Origin of the sequence: Variovorax sp. V93 (assembly GCF_041154485.1) — a bacterium.
GTDB classification, from domain to species: Bacteria; Pseudomonadota; Gammaproteobacteria; order Burkholderiales; family Burkholderiaceae_C; genus Variovorax; species Variovorax beijingensis_A.
Map to the genome: position 1 here is coordinate 4,942,094 of NZ_AP028669.1, position 25,384 is coordinate 4,967,477.

The 25,384-nt window shown below is 69.5% G+C and carries 27 protein-coding genes; 18 read left to right on the top strand and 9 right to left on the bottom strand.

Annotated features, from left to right (window positions below; all coding sequences use genetic code 11):
• Positions 1 to 59 precede the first annotated feature (59 nt).
• Positions 60 to 668, top strand: a complete 609-nt coding sequence (locus ACAM54_RS23400) for a cytochrome c5 family protein (protein WP_145739720.1) — start codon at positions 60 to 62, stop codon at positions 666 to 668.
• Positions 669 to 735: 67 nt separating this feature from the next.
• Here the strand turns inward: ACAM54_RS23400 and ACAM54_RS23405 are convergent, their stop codons facing one another.
• Genes ACAM54_RS23405 through ACAM54_RS23415 form a run of 3 tightly spaced genes read right to left on the bottom strand, consistent with a single transcriptional unit; the run spans position 736 to position 2,806 of the window.
• Positions 736 to 1,287: a DUF2946 family protein gene (locus ACAM54_RS23405; protein ID WP_369649095.1), complete on the bottom strand. Its 552-nt coding sequence runs from the start codon at positions 1,285 to 1,287 to the stop codon at positions 736 to 738.
• 5 nt (positions 1,288 to 1,292) lie between these two features.
• On the bottom strand, positions 1,293 to 2,303 hold the full coding sequence (locus ACAM54_RS23410) for a YheT family hydrolase (RefSeq protein ID WP_369651011.1): 1,011 nt from the start codon (positions 2,301 to 2,303) through the stop codon (positions 1,293 to 1,295).
• Between the two features lie 50 nt (positions 2,304 to 2,353).
• Positions 2,354 to 2,806 carry a nuclear transport factor 2 family protein gene (locus ACAM54_RS23415; protein WP_145739714.1) on the bottom strand — a complete coding sequence of 151 codons (453 nt, stop codon included), beginning with the start codon at positions 2,804 to 2,806 and terminating at the stop codon, positions 2,354 to 2,356.
• Between the two features lie 218 nt (positions 2,807 to 3,024).
• Between ACAM54_RS23415 and rutA the strand changes: the two genes are divergently transcribed.
• The 6 genes from rutA to rutF are packed head-to-tail and all read left to right on the top strand — an operon-like array spanning position 3,025 to position 7,340.
• Positions 3,025 to 4,137, top strand: a complete 1,113-nt coding sequence (rutA, locus tag ACAM54_RS23420) for a pyrimidine utilization protein A (RefSeq protein ID WP_369649096.1) — start codon at positions 3,025 to 3,027, stop codon at positions 4,135 to 4,137.
• Between the two features lie 13 nt (positions 4,138 to 4,150).
• On the top strand, positions 4,151 to 4,942 hold the full coding sequence (rutB, locus tag ACAM54_RS23425; RefSeq protein ID WP_369649097.1) for a pyrimidine utilization protein B: 792 nt from the start codon (positions 4,151 to 4,153) through the stop codon (positions 4,940 to 4,942).
• A 36-nt stretch (positions 4,943 to 4,978) separates the two neighbouring features.
• On the top strand, positions 4,979 to 5,371 hold the full coding sequence (gene rutC, locus ACAM54_RS23430) for a pyrimidine utilization protein C (RefSeq protein WP_307704067.1): 393 nt from the start codon (positions 4,979 to 4,981) through the stop codon (positions 5,369 to 5,371).
• 2 nt (positions 5,372 to 5,373) lie between these two features.
• A complete protein-coding gene (rutD, locus tag ACAM54_RS23435) occupies positions 5,374 to 6,174 on the top strand; it encodes a pyrimidine utilization protein D (protein ID WP_369649098.1) in 801 nt (266 codons plus the stop codon).
• Entirely contained in the window at positions 6,171 to 6,770 is a 600-nt protein-coding gene (locus ACAM54_RS23440; protein WP_369649099.1) for a malonic semialdehyde reductase, read from the top strand. Before rutD ends, ACAM54_RS23440 begins: the two co-directional genes overlap by 4 nt.
• A 39-nt stretch (positions 6,771 to 6,809) precedes the next feature.
• Positions 6,810 to 7,340 carry an NADH-dependent FMN reductase RutF gene (rutF, locus tag ACAM54_RS23445; protein WP_369651012.1) on the top strand — a complete coding sequence of 177 codons (531 nt, stop codon included), beginning with the start codon at positions 6,810 to 6,812 and terminating at the stop codon, positions 7,338 to 7,340.
• A gap of 131 nt (positions 7,341 to 7,471) precedes the next feature.
• Here rutF and rutR read toward each other — a convergent pair whose 3' ends face one another.
• Positions 7,472 to 8,194: an HTH-type transcriptional regulator RutR gene (gene rutR, locus ACAM54_RS23450; protein WP_145739703.1), complete on the bottom strand. Its 723-nt coding sequence runs from the start codon at positions 8,192 to 8,194 to the stop codon at positions 7,472 to 7,474.
• A 202-nt stretch (positions 8,195 to 8,396) separates the two neighbouring features.
• Here rutR and ACAM54_RS23455 point away from each other — a divergent pair, with 202 nt between their 5' ends.
• The 7 genes from ACAM54_RS23455 (at position 8,397) to ACAM54_RS23485 (ending at position 15,590) form a co-directional block, all read left to right on the top strand.
• Positions 8,397 to 9,401: an isopenicillin N synthase family dioxygenase gene (locus ACAM54_RS23455; protein WP_369649100.1), complete on the top strand. Its 1,005-nt coding sequence runs from the start codon at positions 8,397 to 8,399 to the stop codon at positions 9,399 to 9,401.
• A gap of 339 nt (positions 9,402 to 9,740) precedes the next feature.
• Positions 9,741 to 10,127: a VOC family protein gene (locus ACAM54_RS23460; protein WP_209536506.1), complete on the top strand. Its 387-nt coding sequence runs from the start codon at positions 9,741 to 9,743 to the stop codon at positions 10,125 to 10,127.
• Positions 10,128 to 10,191: 64 nt separating this feature from the next.
• Positions 10,192 to 11,301, top strand: coding sequence for a BMP family ABC transporter substrate-binding protein (locus ACAM54_RS23465; protein ID WP_192328220.1), 1,110 nt, complete (start codon positions 10,192 to 10,194; stop codon positions 11,299 to 11,301).
• A 12-nt stretch (positions 11,302 to 11,313) separates the two neighbouring features.
• On the top strand, positions 11,314 to 12,846 hold the full coding sequence (locus tag ACAM54_RS23470) for an ABC transporter ATP-binding protein (RefSeq protein WP_369649101.1): 1,533 nt from the start codon (positions 11,314 to 11,316) through the stop codon (positions 12,844 to 12,846).
• Positions 12,839 to 13,990, top strand: coding sequence for an ABC transporter permease (locus ACAM54_RS23475; protein WP_369649102.1), 1,152 nt, complete (start codon positions 12,839 to 12,841; stop codon positions 13,988 to 13,990). The genes ACAM54_RS23470 and ACAM54_RS23475 overlap by 8 nt, the downstream gene beginning before the upstream one ends.
• On the top strand, positions 13,987 to 14,919 hold the full coding sequence (locus tag ACAM54_RS23480; RefSeq protein ID WP_369649103.1) for an ABC transporter permease: 933 nt from the start codon (positions 13,987 to 13,989) through the stop codon (positions 14,917 to 14,919). Before ACAM54_RS23475 ends, ACAM54_RS23480 begins: the two co-directional genes overlap by 4 nt.
• Positions 14,916 to 15,590 (top strand): cysteine hydrolase family protein, encoded by a 675-nt coding sequence (locus ACAM54_RS23485; RefSeq protein ID WP_369649104.1) that lies wholly within the window; start codon positions 14,916 to 14,918, stop codon positions 15,588 to 15,590. Before ACAM54_RS23480 ends, ACAM54_RS23485 begins: the two co-directional genes overlap by 4 nt.
• A 4-nt stretch (positions 15,591 to 15,594) precedes the next feature.
• Here the strand turns inward: ACAM54_RS23485 and ACAM54_RS23490 are convergent, their stop codons facing one another.
• Positions 15,595 to 16,344 carry a hypothetical protein gene (locus ACAM54_RS23490; protein WP_369649105.1) on the bottom strand — a complete coding sequence of 250 codons (750 nt, stop codon included), beginning with the start codon at positions 16,342 to 16,344 and terminating at the stop codon, positions 15,595 to 15,597.
• A 56-nt stretch (positions 16,345 to 16,400) separates the two neighbouring features.
• Here ACAM54_RS23490 and ACAM54_RS23495 point away from each other — a divergent pair, with 56 nt between their 5' ends.
• From ACAM54_RS23495 to ACAM54_RS23505, 3 genes are read left to right on the top strand one after another with little or no spacing between them, the layout of a single operon-like run.
• Positions 16,401 to 16,994: a LemA family protein gene (locus ACAM54_RS23495; protein ID WP_145740549.1), complete on the top strand. Its 594-nt coding sequence runs from the start codon at positions 16,401 to 16,403 to the stop codon at positions 16,992 to 16,994.
• 12 nt (positions 16,995 to 17,006) lie between these two features.
• Positions 17,007 to 17,939 carry a YgcG family protein gene (locus tag ACAM54_RS23500; protein WP_145739680.1) on the top strand — a complete coding sequence of 311 codons (933 nt, stop codon included), beginning with the start codon at positions 17,007 to 17,009 and terminating at the stop codon, positions 17,937 to 17,939.
• 2 nt (positions 17,940 to 17,941) lie between these two features.
• Positions 17,942 to 18,466, top strand: coding sequence for a TPM domain-containing protein (locus ACAM54_RS23505; protein ID WP_369649106.1), 525 nt, complete (start codon positions 17,942 to 17,944; stop codon positions 18,464 to 18,466).
• 115 nt (positions 18,467 to 18,581) lie between these two features.
• Here ACAM54_RS23505 and pdeM read toward each other — a convergent pair whose 3' ends face one another.
• Positions 18,582 to 19,265 carry a ligase-associated DNA damage response endonuclease PdeM gene (gene pdeM / locus ACAM54_RS23510; protein ID WP_192328205.1) on the bottom strand — a complete coding sequence of 228 codons (684 nt, stop codon included), beginning with the start codon at positions 19,263 to 19,265 and terminating at the stop codon, positions 18,582 to 18,584.
• 76 nt (positions 19,266 to 19,341) lie between these two features.
• On the opposite strand from pdeM, the gene trxC reads away from it, so the two are divergent.
• A complete protein-coding gene (gene trxC, locus ACAM54_RS23515; protein WP_209501056.1) occupies positions 19,342 to 19,791 on the top strand; it encodes a thioredoxin TrxC in 450 nt (149 codons plus the stop codon).
• 6 nt (positions 19,792 to 19,797) lie between these two features.
• Here trxC and ACAM54_RS23520 read toward each other — a convergent pair whose 3' ends face one another.
• Genes ACAM54_RS23520 through ACAM54_RS23530 form a run of 3 tightly spaced genes read right to left on the bottom strand, consistent with a single transcriptional unit; the run spans position 19,798 to position 25,360 of the window.
• On the bottom strand, positions 19,798 to 22,563 hold the full coding sequence (locus ACAM54_RS23520) for a ligase-associated DNA damage response DEXH box helicase (RefSeq protein WP_369649107.1): 2,766 nt from the start codon (positions 22,561 to 22,563) through the stop codon (positions 19,798 to 19,800).
• Positions 22,560 to 24,215 (bottom strand): ATP-dependent DNA ligase, encoded by a 1,656-nt coding sequence (locus tag ACAM54_RS23525; protein WP_369649108.1) that lies wholly within the window; start codon positions 24,213 to 24,215, stop codon positions 22,560 to 22,562. Before ACAM54_RS23525 ends, ACAM54_RS23520 begins: the two co-directional genes overlap by 4 nt.
• Positions 24,212 to 25,360 carry a ligase-associated DNA damage response exonuclease gene (locus tag ACAM54_RS23530; protein ID WP_369649109.1) on the bottom strand — a complete coding sequence of 383 codons (1,149 nt, stop codon included), beginning with the start codon at positions 25,358 to 25,360 and terminating at the stop codon, positions 24,212 to 24,214. The genes ACAM54_RS23525 and ACAM54_RS23530 overlap by 4 nt, the downstream gene beginning before the upstream one ends.
• Between the last annotated feature and the right edge of the window lie 24 nt (positions 25,361 to 25,384).

A 25,384-nucleotide genomic window follows, 5' to 3' on the forward strand; every position in this document is an offset into this window, starting at 1 on the left:
ATAATCGCCGGTTGATTCGAAAAAGCCCCCCGACGAGCCCCCGTTAATTGAGGACGCCAATGAGCGCAGACCCGCATTACCAGGCCACAGAAGAAGCCCACACCGGCCCGATCAAGAACCCGAAGCAACTGCTGCTCGCGGTATTTTTCTCCTTCGTAGCACCCATCCTGATCATCGTGGGCCTTGTGGCCTATGTGGTGTCGGGCAACAAGCCCGCGGGCACGGCCGAGGGCGACAACATGTCGCTGTACGGCGTGTCGAAAGATGCGCGCGACCGCGAAGTGGCCGAGCGGCTCAAGAAGGTCGGCGCCATCGAGATCCGCGATGCCAACCGCCCGCTGGCGGCCGGCGAGGCCGTCTTCAAGGCGCAGTGCGCGGCCTGCCACGCGTCTCCCGGCATTCCCGGCGCCCCGCACTACGGGGACGCTGCAGCCTGGGGCCCGCGCATCGGCCAGGGCTACGAAACGCTGCTCGACCATGCACTGCATGGCAAGGGCGCGATGCCGGCCCAGGGCGGCGGCGACTTCGAAGACCTCGAAATCGGCCGTGCCGTGGTCTACATGGCCAATGCCGGCGGCGCCAAGTTCGCAGTGCCCGAGCGTCCCGCAGCGGCAGCGGCTCCCGCCGATGGCGCGGCTTCGGCGCCCGCGGCGGCCGCCAGCAAGTAAGCGAGCCACGCCCCCAAAGACAAAGCCGGCCTCGAGCCGGCTTTTTCATGGGCGCTGCAAGCTGCAGCTACTCTTTTGATAGCGCGATGAGCCGGCGCCCCGCCGGGCTCAGCACATGGCCGAAGCGCTGCGGCAGATCGGCCGCTTGCACCGGCTCGGGGGTCCACAGGCCCTGCTCCACCGCGTCGGCGGCCAGGCCCACGTCCTGCGTATGGACCAGCCCGAGCCCGAGGGGCGCGGCCAGGAAGAGGCGGCCCTGCTCGTCGAGCAGGCAGGCCGAGATGGCGCCCGACGGCTGCCCGGTGTGGGCCGTGACGGCAAAGCCCGCGCCATCGGCAATGCGCCAGACGAAGGGCGCGGCCTCCAGCTCGACATACACGCGCTGCGGACCGTTCTGGAAGAACCACTGGCCTTCGTCGTCGTGGTCGTAGTTGCGCTGGATGAAGTCGATCAGCTTCTCGTGCCGCAGCATCGAGCCCTTGGCCACGGGGAAGGCGCCTTCGGCCTGGGTGCGGTCGTCGCGCATGTACCAGTTGCCGCGCGCGTCCAGGCCGAGCCAGCCGTAGCAGTGCGGCACGTTGGGCCACTTGGCGAGCGCCTGTTTGACGATGTCGTCCATGGGAGCTATTTTGCGCGCGCCTGCGGCGCAGTGGGTGGTGCAAACCCGGCCAGCCAGCCGCCCACGCGCTCCGGCATGCCGAGCACATGGCCGGGCGGCGGCCCGAGCGGAAAGCCCACGTGGCCGCCGTGCGCGGGCTGCCACAGCGTGACGTGCGGGCCGACCTCGCCGGGGCCGGGCAGGCTGCTGGCGGGGATGAACGGGTCGTTGAGCGCATTGACCACCAGCGTGGGCACGCGGATCGCGCGCAGGTGCGGCTTGGACGAGCCGCGGGCCCAGTAGTCGTCGGTGTTGCGAAAGCCGTGCAGCGGCGCGGTGAACACGTCGTCGAAGGCGTAGAGGTCGCGCGCCGCAAGCAGCCGCTCGCGGTCGAACAGGCCGGGAAACTGCGCCAGCTTGGCGAGCGCCTTGGGCTTCATGGTCGAGAGGAACATGCGCGTGTAGACCAGCCGGTTGAAGCCGCGGCCGATGGCCGCGCCGCCGGCCGCCAGGTCGAGCGGCGCGGACACCGAAGCCACCGCGTTGACCACATCGCGGGCCGTGTCGCCAGCCTCGCAGGCCCAGCGCAGCAGCGCATTGCCGCCGAGCGAGACGCCCACCGCCAGCACCGGTCCGCCGCCCTGGCGCGCGTGCTGGTCGTGCATGCGCTGCAGGATCCAGCCGATCTCTTCGTAGTCGCCCGAGTGGTAGGCGCGCGGCGCCAGGTTCATCTCGCCGCTGCAGCCGCGGAAATGCGGCACCGCGAAGGCCATGCCCTGCGCGGCGGCAAAGGCCGCGAACGCCTCCGCATAGTGGCTGCGGGAGGAACCCTCCAGCCCGTGGAACAGCACCAGCAGCGGCCGCGGGCCGGGCAGGTCCGCATCGACGAAGTCGACGTCGATGAAGTCGCCGTCGGGCGCGGTCCAGCGCTCGCGGCGGTAGGCGGGCGCGGGCCCCTCGAAGCGGCGCGCATAGAGCGCCGGCCAGATGGTCTGCAGGTTGCCGCCGGGCAGCCAGCGCGGCGCCATGTAGCCCATCGACGCCGGCGCGGAGGATGAAGGTGAAACGTCGGCGCGCATCGCACGGCTCAGTGCAGGGTCTGGGGCAGCTCGTTCAGGTCGCTGGGCTCGCGCGCGCTGCCGGGGCTCGCGTGGTGCGCCACCAGGCGCCACCCTTCGACGGTCTTGTGATAGACGTTGGTAGCCAGCACGAAGGCATGCTTGGGGCCTTCGGCCGTGAGCACCTCGATGCGCTCGAGCACGTTGTGCACCGCGCTCGCCAATGATTCGATCTTGCGCACGCGCGCCGGCGTCGCATGGATGGCGCCGTTGCCGAACATCTGCTCAAAGGCCGCGCGGATCGCGGTGGCACCCACCAGCCGCGGGCCGCCGGGATGCACGCAGAACACCTCGTCCTCGTCGGCCCAGCAGGCCATCAGGGCATCGATGTCGCCGCGCTGCAGCGCTTCGTAGAAGGCGGCTTCGATGTCGTCGGCAGTGCCGCCGATGGCCGCGGCGGCGCGAAGTGGGGTCTTGGGCATGGGGTGATTTTGCCGCGCGATCGGTGACATGGGGCTGCACCGCTTTGGCCTTGCGGCGCACCGCGTTGCCGCAGCGCGGGCGGTTCGCCTGCTCCACTTTGGACCAAATGGTCAAAACACAACATCTGAAAACTCTCAAGCCATTGATTTAAAAGGGATTTTCCAATTGGCACGGGCCATGCATAGGGCTTTGCGACCTCGCAACAGGAGCTTTTTGCATGAACGTCGGCATCTTCATTCCCATCGGCAACAACGGCTGGCTGCTCTCGGAAAACGCGCCGCAGTACAAGCCCAGCTTCGAGCTCAACAAGGAGATCACGCTGAAAGCCGAACGCTACGGCGTGGACTTCGTGCTTTCGATGATCAAGCTGCGCGGCTTCGGCGGCAAGACCGAGTTCTGGGACCACAACCTCGAGTCGTTCACGCTGATGGCCGGGCTCGCTGCGGTCACCACGAAGATCAAGCTCTTTGCCACGGCTGCCTCGCTGGTGATGCCGCCGGCCATCGTCGCGCGCATGGCGTCGACCATCGACTCCATCTCCAACGGACGCTTCGGCCTGAACCTCGTCACCGGCTGGCAGCGGCCCGAGTATTCGCAGATGGGCATGTGGCCCGGCGACCAGTTCTTCGGCACGCGCTACCAATACCTCTCGGAATACATCCAGGTGCTGCGCGACCTCTGGGGCAGCGGCCGGTCGGACTTCAAGGGCGAGCATTTCAAGATGGACGACTGCCGCCTGAGCCCGCAGCCGAAGGCCGACATGAAGGTGATCTGCGCGGGCCAGAGCGATGCGGGCATGGACTTCTCGGCCAAGTACGCCGACTACAACTTCTGCTTCGGCAAGGGCGTGAACACGCCCAAGGCCTTCGCGCCCGCGGCCGAGAAGCTCATCGAGGCCACGCGCAAGACCGGCCGCCACGTCACCACCTACGTGCTGATGATGGTGATTGCCGACGAAACCGACGAGGCCGCGCGCGCCAAGTGGGAGCACTACAAGGCCGGCGCCGACCACGAGGCCATTGCCTGGCTGGGCCAGCAGGGCGCGGCCGACACCAAGTCCGGCGCCGACACCAATGTGCGCCAGATGGCCGACCCGACCTCGGCCGTCAACATCAACATGGGCACGCTGGTCGGCTCCTACGCCACCGTCGCGCGCCTGCTCGACGAAATGGCCGAGGTGCCGGGCACCGAGGGCGTGCTGCTGACCTTCGACGACTTCGTGCAGGGCGTGGAGGCCTTCGGCGAACGCATCCAGCCGCTGATGAAGAGCCGCGCGCACGTGCAGAGCCCCGTGCCGTCGCAGGCCGAACCCGAGCGCCTTGCGGCCTGAGCAGGAGCGTCACGTGAGCACTCCGGCACGCAACACCACCCTCACATCGAGCACCCCCGTTGGCGCGCCGCGCCTGCCCGGCGCCCCGGCACCGCGGGTGCTGCCCGCGCGGCCCGAGCCGCTCGCGCTGCATGCCACCGACTCGGCCCTGATCGTGGTCGACATGCAGAACGCCTATGCGTCGATCGGCGGCTATGTCGATTCGGCCGGCTTCGACATTTCCGGCGCGCAGGGCACCATTGCCAACATCGCGCGCACCATTGCGGCGGCGCGCGCGGCCGGCATGCTGGTGGTGTTCCTGCAGAACGGCTGGGACGCCGCGTATGTCGAAGCCGGCGGGCCGGGCTCGCCCAACTGGCACAAGTCGAACGCGCTCAAGACCATGCGCGCGAAGCCCGAGCTGCAGGGCAAGTTCCTCGCCAAGGGCGGCTGGGACTACGAGCTCATTGCCGAGATGAAGCCGCAGCCCGGCGACATCGTGGTGCCCAAGACGCGCTACAGCGGCTTCTTCAACAGCACGCTCGACAGCACGCTGCGCGCACGCGGCATCCGCCACCTGGTGTTCACCGGCATCGCGACCAACGTGTGCGTCGAGTCGACCTTGCGCGACGCCTTCCACCTCGAATACTTCGCCGTGATGCTGGAAGACGCGACGCACGAGCTCGGCGGTGCAGCCATCCAGAAGGCATCGGTCTACAACGTCGAGACCTTCTTCGGCTGGGTTTCCACCGTCGACGACTTTGTCCGCAGCTTCGCGCCGGCCGCCACCGCGCAGCCCGCGCCGAGCGTTGCGCTCGCCGCCTGATTCCGTCATTCAACCCACACACAGGAAGGAGCTCCCATGCCCAAGCAAGCCATCATCCCCGCCGGAACCACCACGCCGATCGCTCCCTTCGTGCCCGGCACCATGGCCGACGGCATCGTCTACGTGTCGGGCACGCTGCCCTTCGACAAGGACAACAACGTGGTCCATGTGGGCGACGCCTCGGCGCAGACGCGCCACGTGCTCGAGACGATCCAGCGCGTGATCGCGACGGCCGGCGGCACCATGGACGACGTGACCTTCAACATGATCATGATCAAGGACTGGGCCGACTACGCGAAGGTCAACGCGGTGTACGCCGAGTTCTTTCCGGGCACCAAGCCCGCGCGCTACTGCATCCAGTGCGGCCTGGTGAAGCCCGATGCGCTGGTCGAGATCGCCTCGATCGCCCACGTCGGCAACAAGGCCTGAGCATGCCGCTGCACTATGAAGTGCACGGGCCGGCCGATGGCGAGGCGGTGCTGCTGTCGTCGGGCCTCGGCGGTTCGGCCGCCTTCTGGCAGCCGCAGCTTGGCGCGCTGGTCGAAGCGGGCCATCGCGTGATTGCGTACGACCAGCGCGGCACGGGCCGCAGCCCCGCGGCGCTGGACGCGGGCTACGCCATTGCCGACATGGCGCGCGACGTGGTGCAGATTCTCGACGCCACCTCGACGCCGCGCTGCCACCTGGTGGGCCATGCACTGGGCGGGCTCGCGGGCCTGCAGCTGGCGCTCGACGAGCCCTCGCGCGTGGCGAGCCTGGTGCTGGTCAATGCGTGGTCGAAGCCCAATCCGCACTCGGCGCGCTGCTTCGATGCGCGGCTCGCGCTGCTCGATGCCTGCGGCCCGCGCGCGTACGTGGAGGCGCAGCCGATCTTCCTGTACCCCGCGGCCTGGTGCGCGGAACATGCGCAGCGCGTGGCCGACGAGGTCGACCATGCGTTTTCGCATTTCCCGGGCGAAGCCAACATGCGCGCGCGCATCGGCGCGCTGCGCGCCTTCGACATCGACGCGCGCCTTGGCGACATCACCGTGCCCACGCTGGTGGCCGCCGCCATGGACGACGCCCTGGTGCCGTGGACCTGCTCGCAGCGCCTGGCCGACGGGCTGCACGACGTCACGCTCCACTTCATGCCGCACGGCGGCCATGCGCACAGCGTGACCGAGGCCGACGCCTTCAACCGCAGCCTGATCGACTTTCTCATCCGGGTCAACGCACCCGGCGTTCCCGCATGACCATGATGAAACCTGCTCTCGACGACGCCGCACTGGCGCTTCTTTTTACCGAGGCGCGCAGCCACAACGGCTGGACCGCCGAGCCCGTGACCGACGCGCAGATCCGGCAGATCTACGCGCTTGCCTGCATGGGGCCGACCTCGGCCAACTGCTCGCCCGCGCGCTTCGTGTTCGTTCGCACGCCCGAAGGCAAGCAGCGCCTCGCGCCGGCGCTTTCCAAGGGCAACCTCGACAAGACCATGACGGCACCGGTCACGGTGATTGCCGCGTGGGACCGCAAGTTCTACGACAAGCTGCCCATGCTGTTCCCGCATGCCGACGCGCGCAGCTGGTTCACCGGCAGCCCCGAGGCCGCGCACGAGACCGCCTTTCGCAACGCCAGCCTGCAGGCGGCCTACCTGCTGCTCGCCGCGCGCGCGGTGGGGCTCGATGCCGGGCCGATGTCGGGCTTCGACAAGGCGAAGGTCGATGCCGCGTTTTTCGAGGGCACCGACTGGAGCGTCAACTTCCTGATCAACCTCGGCCATGGCGATCCGGCCAAGGTGTTCGGCCGCCTGCCGCGGCTGGGCTTCGACGAAGCCTGCCTCCTCGCCTGAATCCCGTCACAGGAATTCCTCCTCATGCTGCTGAACGCAATGGCACCCCACCACGTCATGCCGGGCGGCGCGCCTGCCGCGCTGCCCAAGGCCGACTACCGCAACGCCATGGCGCGGCTGGGCGCGGCGGTCAACATCATCACCACCGACGGCCCCGCGGGCCGCGCCGGCTTCACGGCCTCGGCCGTGTGCAGCGTGACCGACGAGCCACCGATGCTGCTGGTGTGCCTGAACCGCTCGGCCTCGGTGTACCCCGCGTTCACTGCCAACGGCGTGCTCTGCGTGAACGTGCTCGCGGCAGGACACCAGGCGCTCTCGGGCCTGTTCGGCGGCAAGACGCCGATGGACGAGCGCTTTGCCGCGGGCCGCTGGAGCCGCAAGGCCACGGGCTCGCCGGTGCTCGAAGATGCTGCGGCCTCGTTCGATTGCCGCGTGGTGCAGGCCACCAGCGCGGGCACGCACGACGTGCTGTTCTGCGAGGCGCTGGCGATTGCCATCGGCGGCAAGGCGCAGAGCCTGATCTATTTCGATCGGCGCTATCACGAAATCGCGGCGCCGCCGCAGCACTGACCGTCCCTGGGGCGTTTGCATGGCTCCTTCCCCCTCTGGGGGAAGGTTGGGATGGGGGCAGGCAGAGCGCCCGACAGGTACGCCGCTTGCCCCCACCCCTGCCCTCCCCCGGAAGGGGAGGGAGCAACTCCCTAACGCGGCGTGATGCCCTGCAGCACGATGCGCTGCACGTTCTCCACCGTCTGCTCGAAGAAGGCCGGGTCTTCGAGCGTATGCCCCGTCAGCGCCTGCACCTGCACGCCGAAATCGGCGTAGTGCTGCGTGATGGCCCAGAGCGCGAAGATCAGGTGGTGCGGATCGACCGGCGCGAGCTTGCCGGCGGCGATCCATGAACGGATGACCTCCGACTTGCGCTCCACCAGCGTGCGCAGTTCGCGGTCGAGCTCGTCGCGCAAGAGCGGCGCGCCCTGGATCATTTCGAGGCAGAACAGGCGCGATGCATCGGGCCGGTCGCGCGAGACCACGAGCTTGCGGCGGATGTAGCCGCCGATGGCTTCGCCCGGATCCTGCTCGGCGCTGAAGCCTCGCAGCGGCTCGAGCCACAGCGCGAGCAGGTCGCGCAGCACGTTGACGTACAGCTCTTCCTTGTTGGCAAAGTAGTAGAGCAGGTTGCTCTTCGACACGTCGGCGCGCGCCGCCACCTGGTCGATCGACGTGCCATGCAATCCGAAGCGCGAGAACAGGCCCAGCGCGGCGCCGAGGATGGCGCTGCGCTTGTCCTCGATCTGCCGCAGCCTGCGGCTCACCGCGGACGCGCTGCGCACGGCGGGCTTCGCGCGCTCGCGCGCCGGGCCCTTCACCGGGATCTTCTTCTTGGTGCTGCTGGCTGCGGCCAGCGCCTTGGTCTTCGGCATCTTCCCTCGCTTCGTCGATTACTTGCGGACTCTTCTTCCAACGCGCACCACTGTAAGGCCGCGGTGCATCGCGTTGCGCCAGCGCGGCCTCAAGGCACGGCCGGCACGCACCATGCTGACGCGGCCAACGCGTTTTGTCCATTTGGTCCAACTGGCACAGACGTTGCATGGCGAAAGGCATGCCAAGCACGAGGACCGACACATGAGCACCCTGCTGTCCGTACCCATCATCGATCTCGCGCCCTACTTCGCCGGCACGGCCGAAGGCAAGGCGCAGGTTGCGGCCAAGGTCGACGAGGCCTGCCGCAGCATCGGCTTCCTCGTCATCACCAACCATGGCATTCCCGCCGAGCAGATCGCGCGCGTGTCGCAGCTCTCGCGCCAGTTCTTCGACATGCCGCTGGCCGAGAAGCGCAAGGTCGACCGGCCGCGCGAAGACGCGGTGCGCGGCTACAGCGCGGTCGGCGAAGAAGGGCTTTCCTACAGCCTGGAAGAGGCCGCGCCCGGCGACCTGAAGGAATCGTTTTCCATCGGTCCCTCGAACGTGCCGGACGACGACTACCACCGCGGCCCCGCCGCCGGCCCGCACTTCGAGCCCAACAGCTGGCCGCCGATCGACGGTTTCCGCGAAGCTTATGAAAGCTACTTCGAGGCCATGAGCGATCTCTCGCGCTCGCTGATGCGCATCTTCGCGCTCGGCCTTGCGCTGCCAGAGACCTTCTTCGACGACAAGATCGACAGGCACATCAGCATGTTCCGCGTGCTGAGCTATCCGCCGCAGCGCGAAGCGCCGCTGCCGGGCCAGCTGCGCGCGGGAGCGCACAGCGACTACGGCAGCCTCACCATCGTGCTGCCCGACGACAAGGGCCTGCAGGTGTTCAACAAGGCGGGCCAGTGGGTCGACGTGCCGCAGGTGGAAGGCGGCCTGGTGGTCAACATTGCCGACCTGATGATGCAATGGACCAACGACCAGTGGGTGTCCACGCTGCACCGCGTGGTCAACCCGCCGTTCGAGGTGGCCAGCACCAACCGCCGCCAGTCGCTCGTGTTCTTTCACCAGCCCAACTATGACGCGATGGTCGAGTGCCTGCCGAGCTGCCTGGCGCCGGGCGAGCAGCCGAAGTACGCACCCATTTCTTCGGGCGACCATCTCACGTCGAAGTTCGTGAAGCAGACGACCTTTGGTGGGACCAAGGTGGCGGTCTAGATGAAGTCCTGTTTCTATGTTCGTCGCGTTGGTTGTCGTCCAGGGCGCGCTCCCGCCGACGGGGTACGCGGCGAAGCGAATGTCCTCCGGCCTGCGGCCTCCCCCTTGATTTCGCTGCGCAAGGCACCCCATCGACGTGATCGTTGGTCAGAGCAGTCGTTGATCGGCGATGCAACAGCAGCGTGTCCAGGTGCACAGAGCATCGGGTGCTCCCCGCAGCGAAATAAAGGAGAAGGCCGAAGGCCGGGGGACATTCGCGGAGGGGAGTACCCGATGCTCTGTGCACACGCCCCGAGCAAGAACGCCAGAACCACCACGAACGCGCAATGAGCACTTGACATGCCCCATCTCTCCTACGTCAACGTCTTCGCAAAGGACGTGGTCGCGCTCAGCGGCTTCTACCAGCGCGTGTTCGGCTTCCCCGAGATCGAGGCGATCCGCTCGCCGATCTTCCGCGGGCTCGACACCGGCAAGTCGAGCCTCGGCTTCAACGCGCTCGAGGCCTACGAGCTGCTGCACCTGGCCGAATTTTCCGACACACGTGGCGTGAAGTTCCTGCTGAACATCGACGTCGACAGCCGGGACGAGGTGGACCGCATGGTGCCCGTCGCGCTCGAGGCCGGCGCCACGCTGGTGAAGCCGCCCTACGTCACCTACTACAACTGGTACCAGTCGGTGCTGCTCGACCCCGAGGGCAATGTGTTCCGCATCAACTTCATGATGTGACGCGCGCGGCGCGCCCTTCCCTTCTTCCTTCCCTCTCGACACGCTCCCCACGAAAGGTTGCTCCATGCTGCTGCGCACTCCCACACACGGCTTCGCCCTTGGCCTTGCATCGGCGCTCGCGGCCGGCGGCGCGTTGTTCGCGCTGCCCGCCGCGGCGGCCGACGGCTTCACGCTCAAGGACAAGCCGAAAATCGCCATGCTCTACTTCGGCCCGAAAAACGACGGCGGCTGGACGCAGGCCTTCGACGAAGCGCGCGTGAAGATCGAGAAGGAGATCGGCCAGAAGATCCAGTTCGTCGAGAACGTGCCCGAGGACGCGTCGGCCATCAAGCCCGCGGCCGAGAAGTTCATCCAGCGCGGCGCCAACATCGTGATCGGCACCGCCTTCGGCTACTCCGACAGCTTCAAGGACCTGGCCGCCAAGTACCCCGGCGTGGCTTTTCTCAACGGCTCGGGCACCACCAACGGCAGCAATCTCGAATCCTTCTACGGCCGCACCTACGAGAGCCAGTATCTCTGCGGCATGGCCGCGGGCGCAGCCTCCAAAAGCGGAAAGCTCGGCTTCGTCGCGGCCAACCCCTTCGGCGTGGTGAACTGGACCATCAACGCCTTCGCGCTCGGTGCACAGAAGATGAACCCCAACGCCACGGTCAACGTGATCTACACCGGCGCCTGGAACGACCCGGTGAAGGAACGCGCCGCCGCGGCCGCGCTGATCGACCAGGGCGCCGACGTGATCGGCCAGCACGTCGACTCGCCCACGCCGCAGATCGTGGCGCAGGAGCGCGGCGTGTACGGCACCGGGCACCACCGCGACCTGCGCCAGTTCGCGCCCAAGGCCACGCTGTGCTCGTCGGTGTGGGTGTGGGACCGCTTCCTGACGCCCGAGCTCAAGAAGATCATGGCCGGCAACTGGAAGCCCGGCCAGTACGGCGCCTTCATCGAGATGAAGGACGGCGGCACCGACATCGCGGGCTTCGGCCCCGCGGTGCCCAAGGACAAGGCCGCGCAGATCACGGCCGAGCGCGACGCAATCATGAAGGGCAAGCAGGTCTACGCCGGCCCGCTCGCCGACCGCGACGGCAAGGAGCGCGTGGCCAAGGGCGCGGTGCTGTCGGATGCCGATCTCTGGAAGATGGACTGGTTCGTCAAGGGCGTGGTCACGCAGAAGTAAGCAGGCCGGCCAATGCCCAACGCGCTCCAGCTCACCGGCATCCGCAAGTCCTTCGACGGCTTTGCGGCGCTGACCGACGCGCACTTCGAAGCGCGCTGGGGCGAGGTGCATGCGCTGCTGGGCGAAAACGGCGCGGGCAAGTCCTCGCTCATGAACATCGCGGCCGGGCTCTATGCGCCGGAAGCGGGCCAGCTGCTGGTCGACGACAACCCGGTGCACTTTGCCGGACCGCGCGACGCGGCCAGGCACCGCATCGGCATGGTCCACCAGCACTTCAAGCTGGTGCGGTCATTCACGGTGGCGCAGAACGTCCTGCTGACCGCACCGGCGCCGGCCGAGTTCCAGAGCCATGGGGAGCGCCTGCGCGAGATCTCGCGCGACATCCGCAACAAGGCCTCGGAGCTGGGCTTCGAGATCGATCCATCGAAGCGCATCGATGCGTTGTCGATCGCGGAACAGCAGCGCGTCGAGATCCTCAAGGTGCTGCTCGCGGGTGCGCGCATCCTGATCCTCGACGAGCCGACCGCGGTGCTCACCGACCAGGAAGCCGCGCGCCTGTTGCAGACGGTGCGGGGCCTCGCGCGCGGCGGCTCTGCCGTGGTGCTGGTCACGCACAAGATGGCCGACGTGAAGACCTATGCCGACCGCGTGACGGTGATGCGCGGCGGCCGCACGGTGGCCACGCTGGAGCCCGGCGCCACCTCGGTGGCCGAGCTCGTGAAGCTCACGGTGGGCGAATCGGTTGCCACGCAGGGCTTCGAGCCCGCGAAGTCGCCGCGTGGCCCGGTGCGGCTCACGGTGCGCGGCCTGCGCTCGGCCGCATCGCCCGAGGGCCGCCGCGTGCTCGACGGGGTCGACCTCGAACTGCATGCGGGCGAAATCTATGGCCTGGCCGGTGTCGGCGGCAACGGGCAGGGCGAGCTGGCCGGCGCCATCATGGGCCTGCCGGATGCCGGCGGGCCGCTCGAAGGCGAGATCCATCTGAGCGGCCACGGCGACCTCAAGGCCATGCCCGCGCCGGAGCGCCGCAACGTGGGCATTGCCGCGATCCCGGCCGACCGCTACGGCCTCGCGCTGGCCGGCGGCCTTTCGGTGGCCGAGAACTACGCGATCGGCCGCGTGCACACGGGCCGCTACGGCCCCGCCTGGCATCTGCGGCGGCGCCGCATCCAGGACGATACGCAGGAAGCGGTTCGCGCCTTCGATGTGCTGGGGGTGCGCTCGGTGGCGCAGAAGGCCGCGCTGCTGTCCGGCGGCAACGCGCAGAAGCTGGTGCTCGCGCGCGAGTTCGGCAAGGCCCCCTCGCTGGTGCTCGCGCACAGCCCGAGCCGCGGGCTCGACGTGCGCGCGAGCGCCGAGGTGCATGCGCGGCTGCGCGCCGCACGCGACGGCGGCGCCGCGGTGCTGCTGATCAGCGAAGACCTCGACGAGGTGCTGCAGCTGGCCGACCGCGTGGGCGTGATGACGCGCGGGCGCATTGCCGGCGAATTCGCGCAGCCGGCCGACCGGCAGGCCATCGGACAGGCGATGGTGGACCATGGTTGACGCCACGCTCGCGGCCATCGCGCAGCCGGCGCAGACCGATCCGGAGGCCGCGCTCCGGGCGCGGCGCCAGCCGCTGGCGCGCCGGCGCTATGCGCTGGAGATCCGCCAGCACATGGGATGGCGGCGGCAGGCGCTGATCCTTGCGGCAGCGCTCCTTGCCGGCCTTGCGATTTCCGCCGCCATCCTGGTGGCGGCCGGCGTTCCCGCCAACGAGCTCGCCAACGAGTTCGTGATGCAGACCTTCTTCGACGGCCAGAACTTGCGCGCCGTGCTGTTCCAGGCTGCGCCCATGATCCTCGTGGGCCTGGCCGGCTCGCTGGCGTTTCGCGCGCGCTTCTGGAACCTGGGGCTCGAGGGCCAGATGATCTGGGGTGCCATCGGCGCGACGGCCGTCTCGATGTGGCAGATCGGGCCCGAGCCGCTGCGCCTGCCGCTGATGTTCGCGGCCGCCATCGGCTGCGGGCTGCTCTGGGTGCTGGGGCCGGCGTGGCTGAAGATCAGGCTCGGCGTGAACGAGATCATTTCCACGCTGATGCTCAACTACATGGCGGCCAACTTCCTGCTGCACCTGGTCTATGGCAGCTGGAAGGACCCGAAGGACAACTTCCCCTATTCGCCGCAGTTCCGCGCCTTCGAGCGGCTGCCCGAACTGGGCGCCGGCGTGAGCAGCGCCATCGCGCTCGCGGCCGTGGTGGCGCTCTTCGCATGGTGGCTGGTGGGCCTGAGCCGCGCCGGGCTGTACCTGCGCTTCGTCGATGCCAATCCGCGCGTGGCGCATGCCAATGGGGTGCCGGTGCGCCGCACCATCTACGGCGCCGTGCTGCTCTCGGGCGCGATGGCCGGGCTGGCGGGCTTTGCGGTGGCCTCCGGGCAGGAAGGGCGGCTCACGCAGGCCTTCTACCAAGGCTACGGCTTCTCGGGCATCCTGATTGCCTTTCTCGCGCGCAACAACCCGCTCGCGGCCACCGTGGTGGCGCTGCTGGTGGCGGCCCTGTTCGTCACCGGCCGCAGCCTGCAGGTGTTCTACCAGGTGCCGTTCTCGATGGTGCAGCTGATCCAGGCCATCATCGTGGTGTGCGTGGCGGCCAGCGATTTCTTCATTCGCCATCGGCTGCGCCGCGTGGGTGCGGAGGCCGCGCAGTGAGCGGCAGCGTCGTTCTCAACTGGCTCGCGAGCACGCCCGATTTCGCGGTGCCCTATGCGCTCGCCGCGCTGGGCCTGATCATCAGCGAGCGCGCGGGCGTGCTGTCGCTCGGCGCCGAAGGGCTGATGTTGGTCGGAGCGCTCGCGGGCATCGGCGCGCAGCTTGCCATGGGGCAGCCGGCCGTGTCGCTGGTGATGGCGATGCTCGCGGCCAGCGCGGTGTCGCTGCTGTTCGCGGTGATGGTGATCTGGCTGCGCGTGAACCAGGTGATCGCGGGGCTCGCGCTGGTGTTCTTCTGCCAGGGTCTCACGGCACTCGTCGGCTCGCTGGCCGAATGGACCAACCATGCCACCGAGGGCATCGGCACGATGGCGCTGTGGCCGCTGTCGCTCCTGCCCGGCGCCGGCCGGCTGTTCGAGCAGAACGCGATGGTCTGGCTCACGCTGCCGATCTTCCTTGCCGTGGCGTGGTTCTTCTCGCGCACCTCGGCCGGGCTGCGGCTGCGCGCGGTGGGCGAGAACCCGCAGGCGGCCGATGCGGCCGGCATCCGCGTTGCCATGTGGCGGCTGGCCGCGGTGCTCGCGGGCTCGGCGCTGGTGGGGCTGGCGGGCGCATACATCTCGGTGGTCAGCACCAAGCTGTGGATCGCGGGCATGACCGGCGGGCGCGGCTGGATCGCGGTGGGGCTGGTGATCTTCGCGCGCTGGTCGCCGTGGAAGGCGCTCGCGGGCGCGCTGCTGTTCGGCTGCATCGAGGCGCTGATCCCGCAGCTCGCGGCGGCCGGCGTGCAGCTGCCGCAGTACTTCGTGATGATGACGCCCTATGCGGTGACGCTCGGCGTGATGGTGTGGGTCGCGCTCTCGCGGCGCGGCGCCGAGGAAGAGCCCGGTGCGCTGGGTCAACCCTATGTGCGGGAAGAGCGCAGATGAAGGCCTGGGTCTACAACGAGGAGCGCGAGCTCGACGCGGCGCAGTTCGCCGACTACCTGGACCCGGCCACCACCGCGGTCGTGTCCATCGACATGCACCGGGGCCACCTGGACGACAGCCCCGACTGCCCCTGCCCCGCCCCGCGGGCGCGCGACGTGGTGGCGCCCATCGACACCTTCCATGACGCGGTGCGCGCGCTGGGCGTGCGCATCGTGCACATCAGGTCGGTGCTGCGGCCCGGCGGCGTGGACGACGTCCACGGCATTCCGTCCGCATGGCGGCGCACCTTTCCGCTGCACGTGGGCGCAATACCGAATGCCGACGCGCACGCCATCGAAGGCTCGAAGTGGACCGAGTGGGTCACGCGCGTTGCGCCCGGCGACATGCGCGTGGACAGCAAGCGGCGCCTCTCGGCCTTCTACCCGACCGACCTCGACTTTCTGCTGCGCAACCAGCGCATCGAGACGGTGGTGCTCAACGGCGGCTTCACGGACTGCTGCGTGCTCAACACGGCCTTCGACGCCAGCAACCGCAACTACCGCGTGATCGTGCTGCGCGACCTGGTGCGCGGCACCGATGCGCATCTGGAAGGCGCGGCGCTTGCGATGGTGTCGCTGCACCTGGGGCTGGTGCTCGACTCGGCTGAAATGCTGCGACAGTGGCGCCGCTGAAAAGCTAGCCGAGCCAGCGGCGCGCCACGGCCTGCATGTCGCCCTGCGCAGCCTCCCACACCAGCTCCGGCGCCGCCACGTGCACACCCGGCGGCGCGATGCGCAGCGCCAGGTCGACCAGCTCGGCCACCTTCGACGCACGCACCGGCTGCTCGCTCGTCGGCACCATGAAGCGCACGATCGAGAGCATCCACGCCGCGAGCCTTTCGGCGGGGTTGGCGAACTTCGCGTTGAGCGGCTTGCGCGCCGAGCGCACGAGGATCACGCGGTCGAAGCCGTTGGCGACCACGGCCTGCTCGTCGAGGCTCGCAAGGCCGCGCTTGAGCGCCTCGGGCAGCTTGCCCTGGTCGTGCGGCTGCACGATGGCCAGCGTTTGCACGCCGCAGGCGCGCAGCCAGCGCGCGAGCTCGGGCAGGTCCGAAGGCTGCGGCACCCAGAGCGCGCGTTCGCGGTCGTGGTAGAGCCGCGGCGGGTCGAAGGCGATGACCGCGCTGTCGGCCGATATCAGCGGCCATTGCGCGATCGGCAGGCCGGGGGCGAGGTAGGTTTCAACGCCGCGCAGCCCGTCGCGTATGGGCTCGCGCGCCAGCACGCGCGCATGGGCGAAGCGGTGGCTGCCCGCAAGCCGGCGCAGCAGCTCCTGGCCCAAGGCGCCGGTCGCGCCGGCCATCAGCAGCGTGCCGGCGCCTGCCGCCGCAGCGGGCAATGCTGCGCGGTTCGCGCCTTGCAGCGCATGGAGAGGATCGAGGGCCATGGAGCCTTCTATGCTAACTTCGGCTTCCTTCTGCGGAGGTAATGCAAATGACGATGATGAAACGCTGGCTCCTGATTCTTGCAGCGGCGCTGTCGCTGAGCGGCTGCGGCTACAACCAGTTCCAGTCGCTCGACGAGGCCAGCAAGTCGGCCTGGAGCGAGGTGCTCAACCAGTACCAGCGGCGCGCCGACCTGGTGCCCAACATCGTGGCCACCGTGAAAGGCGAGGCCAGCTTCGAGCAGGACACGCTCACCAAGGTGATCGAGGCGCGCGCCAAGGCCACCTCGATCCAGGTCTCGCCCGAGACGCTCAACAACCCCGAGGCCTTCAACAAGTTCCAGCAGGCGCAGGGCGAGCTTTCCTCGGCGCTCTCGCGGCTCATGGTGGTGGCGGAACGCTATCCGGAGCTGAAGGCCAACCAGGCCTTCCGCGACCTGCGCGTGACGCTCGAAGGCACCGAGAACCGCATCACCGTGGCGCGCAACCGCTACATCCAGACGGTGCAGGAGTACAACGTGCTGGCGCGCAGCTTCCCGACCAACATCACGGCCAAGATCTTCAGCTACCAGCCCAAGCCCAACTTCTCGGTGCAGAACGAAGCGCAGATCTCGACGCCGCCCACGGTCGATTTCAGTGCACCTAAAAAGTAAGACGCCCGCCTGATGGCTCTTGCCCTCTTCCGCCGCGCACTGGCCACCGTCCTGCTGGCTGCGGCCGCATGGGGCGGTCTTGCGGCGGCGGCATGGGCGCAGGGCCTGCTGCCGGTGCCGGCGCTCACGGCGCGGGTGATCGACCAGACGCAGACGCTGGCCGACTCCGAGCGCGCCGATCTCGAAGCCAAGCTGGCCGCATTCGAACAGCGCAAGGGCTCGCAGATGGTGGTGCTGATGGTGCCCACCACCGAGCCCGAAGACATTGCGAGCTATGCCAACCGCGTGGGCAACGCCTGGAAGATCGGGCGCAAGGAGGTCGGCGACGGCATCCTGGTGATCGTGGCCAAGAACGACCGCAAGATGCGCATCGAAGTGGCCAAGGCACTCGAGGGCGCAGTGCCCGACCTGGCGGCCATCCGCATCATCGACGAGGAGATGAAGCCGCGCTTTCGCAACAACGACTTCGCGGGCGGGCTGAACGCGGCCGTGGCCCGGCTCATCGGGCTGGTCGACGGCGAGGCGCTGCCCGCGCCTTCCAGTGGCGACGGCGGCAAGGATTCCAGCGAAGGCATCGACTGGGAGAACCTCGCGATCTTCCTGTTCGTGGGCGTCTTCATCGCGGCGCCGATCGTGCGCTCGATCGTCGGCAAGAAGCTGGGCTCGGTGGTCATGGGCGGCGGCATCGGCGTGATTGCCTTCCTCATCACGACCAGCATCGTCATCGCGGTGCTGGCGGGCCTGGCGGCGCTGATGGTGTCGCTGTTCTCGGCCGTGGCTGCGACGAGCCCGGGACGCCGCGGCGGTGGTGGTGGCGGCTTCGGTGGTTGGGGCGGCGGCGGTGGCGGCGGCTGGAGCAGCGGCGGCAGCAGCGGTGGCGGCGGTGGCTTCAGCTCCGGCGGCGGCGGCGATTTCGGGGGCGGCGGCGCCTCGGGGGACTGGTAGGCATGGCAACGGCAACGCTTTTCTCGAAGCTGGCCCGCATCTGGCGCCACCAGTGGATGGATGAAGCCGATGTGCGGCGCGTGCTGCCCGATGCCGCCATGGAACGCCTCGCGGCGCGCGTGGCCGCGAGCGAGCGCCGCCACAGCGGCGAGATCCGCATCTGCGTGGAGGCGGGCCTGCCATGGTCCTACCTGCGGCGCGATGCTTCGGCGCGCGAGCGTGCCGTCACGCTGTTCGGCAAGCTGCGCGTGTGGGACACCGAGCACAACAACGGCGTGCTGATCTACCTGCTGCTGGCCGAGCATGCGATCGAGATCGTGGCCGACCGCGGCATCGATGCGCGCGTCGACGATGCCGAATGGGCCGCAATGGCGCAGCGCATGGGCGCGGCCTTCCGCGAAGGCCGCTTCGAGGACGGGCTCACGCAGGCGCTGGAAGAGATGTCGGCCTTGCTGGTGGCGCACTTTCCGTTGGCCGAGGACGCACCCGACACCAACGAACTGCCCGACGAGCCTGTGGTTCTTTGAATTTCACCCTCCCCTCCCGGGGGAGGGCCGGGGTGGGGGCAAGCGGCGTTGGCAGTGGGCACGCTCTGCCTGCCCCCATCCCAGCCTTCCCCCGGAGGGGGAAGGAGCTAAATCCTTACTCCGATGACGGCAGCGCCCACACGGCCGCGCCGCCCACTGCGTAGAAACGCCGCCCCGGCGCACGCTCCATCAGCCACCCGCCCGTGAACTCGCCAAACGCCGGCAGCACGGCCTGCTGCGCATCGCTTGCAAAGCACGGCAGCCGCACGCTGTCGCGTCCCGGGCCATGCAGCCTGCACACGGGATGCAGGTGCCCCGCGAGCACGAAGTGCGTGGCATGCGCCTGCGGATGGTGGCAGCAGGCAAAAGGCCCGAGCAGATAGGGCTCGTCGACCACCTCGATACCGAGCGCGGCGGGCGGATCGCCCGCGCGGCTGTCGTGGTTGCCCCGCACCAGCACCATGCCGACGGAGGCATGCGCGGCGCGCCAGGCGGCCAGCGCCGCCAGCACCTGCGGCGTGCGCGCCTGCGCCGCATGCAGGAAATCGCCAAGGAACACGATGCGCTGCGGCGCATGGGCCGCGACGAGCGCGTCGAGCCGCGCCAGGTTCTGTTGCGTGGTGCCGCCCGGCACCGGCTGGCCGAGCGCGCGGTAGGTCGCGGCCTTGCCGATGTGCAGGTCGGCAATGAACAGCACGCGGCCTTCGGGCCACCAGACGGCATGCTCGGGCAACAGGTGCAACAGTTCGCCGGCCCACTGGACGGGGAGCGCCGATGCGGGGAGATTCGAAGCGGTCACGGGCCACGAGTGTCGCAAAAGACGGCCGGGCCGGCGGCCGTCTTGCAATTCACCCCGCGGACCCCAGTTCTTCGTCATGACCGAAACGCCTTCGCTGCACATCGTCTGCCCGCACTGCCACACGACCAACCGCGTGCGCGCCGCGCAGCTGGGCAGTGCGCCCGACTGCGGCAGCTGCCACCGCGCGCTGTTCACCGGCCATTCCGCCGCGCTGCCGGACGAAAAGACCTTCGACCGCCACATTGCGCGCAATGAAATCCCGGTGCTGGTGGACTTCTGGGCGCCCTGGTGCGGCCCCTGCCGCCAGATGGCGCCGGGCTACGAACAGGCTGCAGCCCAGCTCGAACCGCAGGTGCGGCTGGCCAAGGTGGACACGGAAGCCGTGCCGGCGCTGGGCGCGCGCTTCAACATTCGCAGCATCCCGACGCTGGCGCTGTTCCGCGGCGGCCGCGAAGTGGCGCGCCAGGCCGGCGCCATGGGCGCGGCGGACATCGTGCGCTGGGTCAAGGCGCACGGCGCGGGCTGAGCACGCTCACAACGGCGGCAAGGGCCGCGACGGCCGCCTGCGTTCGCGGCGCGGCGCGGCCGGCGGCTTGCCCGGGCCTTCCTGGCCGAATGCGAGCGTGCGCTTCACGCGCTCCACGCCCCCGGCCGTGACCACGCCGCCCGCGGCCTTTTCGAGCTGCTCGACCATGCGCGCGATGCGGTCGGCCACGTTCTCGTTCGACAGCTTCTCGCGGAACAGCTCGACCATGAGCGGGAACGAGAACGGCGTGGGCCGCTCGAGCGGCTTCAGCACCAGCTGCTGAGCCGCCATGCGCGCGAGGCTGGCACCCAGGCGCCCGATCTCGAGTTCCTGCGCAAGCAGTTCCTGCTCGGCCTGCAGCAGCAGCTTGTTCGCCGGGTCGTACTTGCGGAACACCTCCCAGAACAGCGACGAGGAGGCCTGCAGTTGCCTGCTGCTGCGCTTCTCGCCCGGATAGCCCTGAAAGACCAGCCCCGAGACGCGCGCAATCTCGCGGAAGCGGCGCTGTGCCAGTTCGCCCGCGTTGAGCGAGGCCAGCACCTCGTGCAGCAGCGTGGCATGCGCATCCTCGCCCTGGGGCAGGCGCAGCACCTGCGGCAGCAGCGCGAGCCAGTCGACCGGCGTGGCGCTCAGCAGCTCGAAGCCGTAGTCGTTCACCGCGATGGAGAAGGTGCGCGCCTCGTGCTGCGCCACGCGCCAGGCCAGCAGGCTCGCAAGCCCCATGTGCACGTGCCGGCCCGCGAAGGGATAGAGGAACAGGTGCGAACCTTCGCGCGTGGCGAGCGTTTCGGCCAGCAGGGTCTCGGGCGTGGGCAGGGCCGACCATTGCTGCTGGATCTCGAGCAGCGGCCGCACGCATTGCAGCTCGGGCGATGGATAGCGCCCCTCGCCGGCCAGCGCGAGCTGCTGCACCACTGCGTCGGCCAGCGTGGTCGACAGCGGCATGCGCCCGCCGTTCCAGCGCGGCACCGCGGCGCGCTTGCCAGTGGCGCGCCGCACCCAGGCCGTCATGTCGTGGATGCGCACGAGCTCGAGCAGCCGGCCGCCGAACAGGAAGCAGTCGCCGGGCTTCATGCGCGCGACAAAGCCCTCCTCGACGCTGCCGATCCTGGCGCCGCCCATGTACTGCACCGCCATGCTGGCGTCGCTCACGATGGTGCCGATGTTCATGCGGTGCCGCCGCGCAAGCCGCGCATCCGGCACGCGCCAGACGCCCTCTGCATCAGGCACCGCGCGGCGGTAATCAGGATAGGCGGCCAGCGAAGGCCCGCCCTGCGAGACGAAGGACAGACACCAGGCCCAGCTCTCGCGCGACAGATCCGCATAGGCGGCGGTGCCGCGCACTTCGGCATACAGATCGTCGGGCACGAAGCCGCCGCCGAGCGCCACCGTGACCAGATGCTGCACCAGCACGTCGAGCGGCTGCAGCGGCGTGTGGCGCGCCTCGATGTGGCCGGCCGCGATGGCCGCGCGCGCCGCGGCGCCTTCGACCATCTCGATGCTGTGCGTGGGCACGAGCGTGATGCGCGAGGGCTGGCCCGGCGCATGGCCCGAGCGCCCCGCGCGCTGCAGCAGCCGCGCCACGCCCTTGGGCGAGCCGATCTGCAGCACGCGTTCGACCGGCAGGAAGTCCACCCCCAGGTCCAGGCTCGAGGTGCAGACCACGGCCTTGAGTTCGCCGTTCTTGAGGCCCAGCTCGACCCACTCGCGCACCGCGCGGTCGAGCGAGCCGTGGTGCAGCGCGATGATGCCGGCCCATTCGGGCCGCGCCTCGAGCATGGCCTGGTACCAGATCTCCGATTGCGAGCGCGTGTTGGTGAACACCAGCGTGGTGCTGCTGGCGGCAATCTCGTCGAGCACCTGCGGCAGCATCGTGAGGCCCAGGTGGCCGCCCCACGGAAAGCGTTCGGCACGGCCGGGCAGCAGCGAATCGACCACCAGCTTCTTGGGCACCGCGCCCTGCACCAGCACGCCCTCTTCACGGCCCAGCAAGGCGTGCATGGCCTCCTGCAGGTTCCCCAGCGTGGCCGACATGCCCCACACGCACAACGAAGGATTCCAGCGCCTGAGCCGCGCGAGCGCCAGCTGCACCTGCACGCCGCGCTTGTTGCCAAGCAGCTCGTGCCATTCATCGACCACCACCATCCTCACGCGGCCCAGCACCTCGCTGGTATCGGCGCGTGCGAGCAGCAGCGACAGGCTCTCGGGCGTGGTGACGAGCACGGTCGGCAGGCGCTCGTTCTGCGCGCTGCGCTCGGCCGGCGAGGTGTCGCCGCTGCGCGCGCCGGCGCTCCAGCGGTGCACGTCCGCACCCTGGGCTTCCATCGCCTCGAGCGGCTGCTGCAGCGCGCGCAGCGTGTCGGCCGCGAGCGCGCGCATGGGCGTGATCCACAGCACGGTGAGCGGCGGCGGCGTGGTCTTTCCGCTGCGCGAGGGTGGCGGTGCCGCGGACGAGAACGCCTGCAGCGCGCCGAGCCACACGGCGTAGGTCTTGCCTGCGCCGGTGGTCGCATGCAGCAGCCCCGAGCGCCCTGCAGCCACCGCCTTCCACACGTCGCGCTGGAACTTGAAAGGCTTCCAGCCGCGCGCTGCAAACCAGGCGTCGAGCGCCGCCTTGACTGCTGCTGCCCTGCTCCTTCCCCTTCCGGGGGAAGGCTGGGATGGGGGCACGCGGCCTTCGAGAGGCGGCGGATCCTTGATACGCCGCTGGCCCCCACCCCGGCCCTCCCCCGGGAGGGGAGGGAGAGATGCGGGGTCCGGCTGCGTGGTCATGACGGCAGCAGCGCGGCCAGCGTCTGCAGGGTGTCGGCTTCCGCCACCGGCTTGTCCTCGCGCCAGCGCAGCATGCGCGGAAAGCGCACCGCGATGCCGCTCTTGTGGCGCGTGCTGCGCGCGATGCCTTCGAAGCCCAGCTCGAACACCAGCGTGGGCTTGACGCTCTTCACCGGGCCGAAGCTCTCGACGGTGGTCTTGCGGATGATCGCGTCCACGCGCGCCATCTCGGCGTCGGTGAGGCCCGAATAGGCCTTGGCAAAAGGCACGAGCTTGCGGCCTTCCTGTTCGGGCGGGCCGTCCCAGACGGCGAAGGTGTAGTCGGTGTAGAGGCTCGCGCGCCGGCCGTGGCCGCGCTGTGCGTAGACAAGCACGGCGTCGATGCTGAGCGGATCGATCTTCCACTTCCACCACACGCCCACGTCCTTGGTGCGGCCCACGCCGTACTGCGCGTCGCGGCGCTTGAGCATCATGCCCTCCACGCCCATGCTGCGCGCCGCTTCGCGCCGGCGTGCGAAGTCGCTCCACTCGATGCCGGTGAGCATGGGGCTCGGCAGCAGCGAGGGATGCTGCATGCGCGTGACCAGCTCGTCGAGCAGCAGCCGGCGCTCCGATTGCGGCAGCGCGCGCAGGTCGCGCCCTTCCCATTCGAGGAGGTCGTAGGCCAGCAGCACCACCGGGATCTCGCGCAGCAGCTTCGCGCCCAGCGTCTTGCGGCCGATGCGCTTCTGCAGCTCCGCGAAGGGCTGCACCCGGTCGCCGCGCCAGACGGCAATCTCGCCGTCGAGCACTGTGCCGTCGGGCAGCGCATCGCCCAGCACGGCCAGCTCGGGGAAGCGCTCGGTCACCAGCTCCTCGCCGCGCGACCACAGCCATGCGGCGCCTGCGCGCTTGACCAGCTGCGCGCGGATGCCGTCCCACTTCCATTCGACGATCCAGTCGGCCGGCGGGCCGAGCACGGCATCGAATTGCTCGAGCGGCAGGTTGAAGGCATGCGCGAGAAAGAACGGGTAGGGCTGGCCGCTGGTCTTCTGCACCTGCTCCGCACCCGACTCCGGCGCGATCAGCGCGCGGTAGTCTTCCACGCGCGGCCGGCCGCCGATGTGGGTGTAGCCCATGAGGCGCTGCGCCACGCGCTTGGGATCGATGCCGCCCACGCCCGCGAGCGCCTGCGTGACCTGCAGCTTCGACACGCCCACGCGGAAGGCGCCGGTGATGAGCTTGAAGTACACCAGCCGTTCTTCGGCCGCGAGCTGGCGCCACTGCGCGCGCAGCCGTGCGGGCAGTTCGTCGGGCGCCGCCTTGCCGGCCTCGCGCAGCGGCAGCAGGTGCTCCTCGACCCAGCGCGCCAGGCCGAGGTCGTGCGCCTCGGTGGGCGGCGGCAGCAGCAGCGCGATGGTTTCGGCCAGGTCGCCGACCGCCTCGTAGCTCTCGTCGAACAGCCATTCGGGCAGGCCCGCGGCCTCCTGCGCGAGCAGCCGCAGCAATTTGGTGGGCACCAGCTGGCGCGGCTTGCCGCCAGCCAGGAAGTACACGGCCCACGCCGCATCGGCCGGATCGGCCTCGCGCAGGTAGCGCTGCAGCGCGGCCTGCTTGGCGAGGCTCGAAGTGCTGGCGTCGAGCTCGCGGTAGAGCGCGGCGAACGCTTTCATGCCTTCGCTCCTTCCCCTTCCGGGGGAAGGTTGGGATGGGGGCTCTCGGCGTCCCCATCGAGCGCCGCCAGCCCCCTCCCCGGCCCTCCCCCGGAAGGGGAGGGAGTCTCCTGGTCGTCCTCGTCGCCGTACTCGGTCCTGAAGCCCTGCGCATCCAATCCGTTCTCGCTGAGCCAGCGCACCATCACCGCCACGCTGCCGTGGGTCACGAACACCCGCTCGGCCCCCGTGCCCGCAATGGCCTGCTGCAGGCCGGGCCAGTCGGCGTGGTCCGACATCACGAAGCCGCGGTCCACGCCGCGCCGCCGGCGCGTGCCGCGCAGCTGCATCCAGCCGCTCGCGAAGGCGTCGGCATGGTTGTTGCCGAAGCGGCGCATCCACGGCGTTCCCTGGGCCGAGGGCGGTGCCAGCACCAGCGCGCGCTTGAGCAGCGCGGCATCAACGCCCGGATCGGTCACGCGCAGCGTCGGCGGCAAGGCCACGCCCGCGGCGCGGTACACCGCGTTGAGCGGCTCCACGGCGCCGTGCACCACGATCGGCCCGATGGAGGCATCCACGCCATGCAGGATGCGCTGCGCCTTGCCGAAGGCATAGCAGAACAGCACCGACGCGCGGCCGGCCTCCGCGTTGGCGCGCCACCAGGCGTCGATCTCTGCGAACAGTGCCGCCTGCGTGGGCCAGCGGTAAATCGGCAGGCCGAAGGTCGACTCGGTGATGAAGGTGTCGCAGGGCACGGGCTCGAAGGGCGCGCAGGTGCCGTCGGGCTCGGTCTTGTAGTCGCCCGAGGCCACCCACACGCGCCCGCCGTGTTCGAGCCGCACCTGCGCCGAGCCCAGCACGTGGCCGGCCGGATGCAGCGAGATGCGCACGCCGCGGTGCGCGATCGCCTCGCCGTACGGCAGCGTCTGCAGCGCGATGTCGCCGCCAAGGCGGGTGCGCAGCGTGCCGGCGCTGTCGGTGTGCGCGAGGTAGTGGCCGTGGCCGGCGCGCGCGTGGTCGGAGTGCGCATGGGTGATGACGGCGCGCGCCACCGGCCGCCAGGGGTCGATGTAGAAATCGCCCGGCGGGCAGTAGAGGCCCTCGGGGCGCGCCACCACGAGGTCGCCAGGGCGCAGGGCGGAACTGTGGGGCAGCGGCGCGGTCATGGCCCGACATCGTAGGCCGGCGCG